Below are 1997 nucleotides of genomic sequence, written 5' to 3' on the forward strand. Positions count from 1 at the left end.
TTTTAGTGTGCTCGGCATGGGTGCAATCTCTAGGGTGAAAGTCCCGAACTGCGAAGGCAGAAGTAGCAGTTAGCTTAACGCAAGGGTGTCCGTGGCGACACGGAATCTGAAGGAAGCGAGCGGCAAACTTCCGGTCTGAGGAACACGAACTTCATATAAGGCTAGGTATCATTGGATGAGTTTGCTAAACAAAACAAAGTCCTTTCTGCCGAAGGTGATACAGAGTAAATGAAGCAGATAGATGGAAGGAAAGATTGCACTCTTACCCGAGGAGGTCTGATGGATACGTGAAGTACCCTTCACAACCTACTTAGCGATAAGTAGCTGAATCATCAGAAGTCAGCAGAGGTCATAGTACGAATCGGTCTAGAACGATTCGGAAGGACTGAACAATCAAGAGAAAATAGCCCTTGGCATTCAGTCCGTCACGATGAACACAGAAAACATAGGACCTCCCAAGAGAAAGGAACGGTGAATCCCGTGGGGGATCTTTTGGAGGGTGGAGTGACGACTGGCATAAGAAGAACAGCTATTTACGGAAGGAAGAATAACGATGGTTTTGAATCAAATCCTGTCACGAGAGAACATGCTTCTCGCATTGAAACGAGTAGAACAAAATAAGGGAAGCCATGGAGTAGATATGATGCCCGTACAAAACCTGCGAACGCACATCGTCGAAAACTGGCAGTCCATCAAAGAAGCGATTCTCAAAGGTACCTATGAACCGATGCCTGTCCGAAGAGTCGAAATCCCGAAGCCTGATGGCGGTGTTCGGTTACTAGGTATCCCAACCGTGACAGACCGTTTGATTCAACAGGCGATTGCCCAAGTATTGTCGAAGATATATGACCCGATGTTTTCCGAACATAGCTATGGCTTTCGCCCAAATCGAAGTGCCCATGATGCAGTAAGGAAAGCACAAGGATATATCAAAGAAGGATACCGATGGGTTGTAGACATCGATTTGGAAAAGTTCTTTGATCAGGTCAACCACGACAGACTTATGAGCACATTGGCGAAAAGAATCCACGATAAACCGTTATTAAAATTAATCCGCAAGTACTTGCAGTCGGGTGTCATGATTCATGGAGTGGTTTCAAGTACAGAGAAAGGAACGCCACAAGGTGGTCCATTAAGTCCGCTCCTTTCCAACATCGTCCTTGATGAGCTGGATAAAGAATTAGAGAAAAGAGGACATCAATTCGTTCGTTACGCAGACGACTGTAACATTTACGTAAAATCAAAAAGGGCAGGAGAACGAACAATGGCAAGCGTTCAACGATTCATCGAACGTAAACTTCGCCTAAAAGTGAATGAGAAAAAGTCGGCAGTAGACCGTCCTTGGAAACGAAAGTTTCTTGGATTCAGTTTTATCGATGCCGAAGAGCCCAAGATTCGAGTGGCAGAAGAAAGTCTCAAACGAATGAAGAAGAAAGTACGAGAAATCACCTCGAGAAAGATGCCATATTCCATGGAATACCGAATTCAGAAACTGAATCAGTATTTATTCGGATGGTGTGGGTACTTTGCGCTGGCGGATACGAAATCAATCTTTCGGAAAATGGACGGGTGGATTCGTCGAAGACTTCGTATGTGCTTATGGAAAAGTTGGAAAACACCAAAAACGAGGATACGAAACTTGATCAAATTGGGAGTTCCTTCGTGGAAAGCCTATGAATGGGGAAATAGTCGGAAAGGATATTGGCGTATTTCAAGTAGCCCCATCTTACACAGAACCCTTGGAAACTCCTACTGGAATGACCAAGGGCTCAAAAGTCTACAAGAACGTTATGAATTCTTGCGTCATTGATCTTGATTGAACCGCCGTATACGGAACCGTACGTACGGTGGTGTGAGAGGACGGAGGTTAATCACCTCCTCCTACTCGATTATTAGAACTGTAGATGAGCAAAATCACTAACATAAATTTACATCGAAACAAAAAAGGAGACATGAACCCGATTCCTTGGTTAGAATAGATGTGCTACCAAACCATT

The 1997-nt window shown here is 44.4% G+C and carries 1 protein-coding gene; it reads left to right on the forward strand.

The annotated features are described in order from the left end of the window. Positions 1–553 precede the first annotated feature (553 nt). Positions 554–1810 carry a group II intron reverse transcriptase/maturase gene (gene ltrA, locus ABEV15_RS13350; protein WP_498853491.1) on the forward strand — a complete coding sequence of 419 codons (1257 nt, stop codon included), beginning with the start codon at positions 554–556 and terminating at the stop codon, positions 1808–1810. Positions 1811–1997: the final 187 nt, after the last annotated feature.

The organism is Bhargavaea massiliensis (assembly GCF_050480245.1).
Lineage (GTDB): Bacteria > Bacillota > Bacilli > Bacillales > Anoxybacillaceae > Anoxybacillus.

What these genes read in the sequence shown, in the direction of transcription:
- ltrA (WP_498853491.1), top strand. Translation starts at nt 554, where the DNA reads ATGGTTTTGAATCAAATCCTGTCACGAGAGAACATGCTTCTCGCATTG.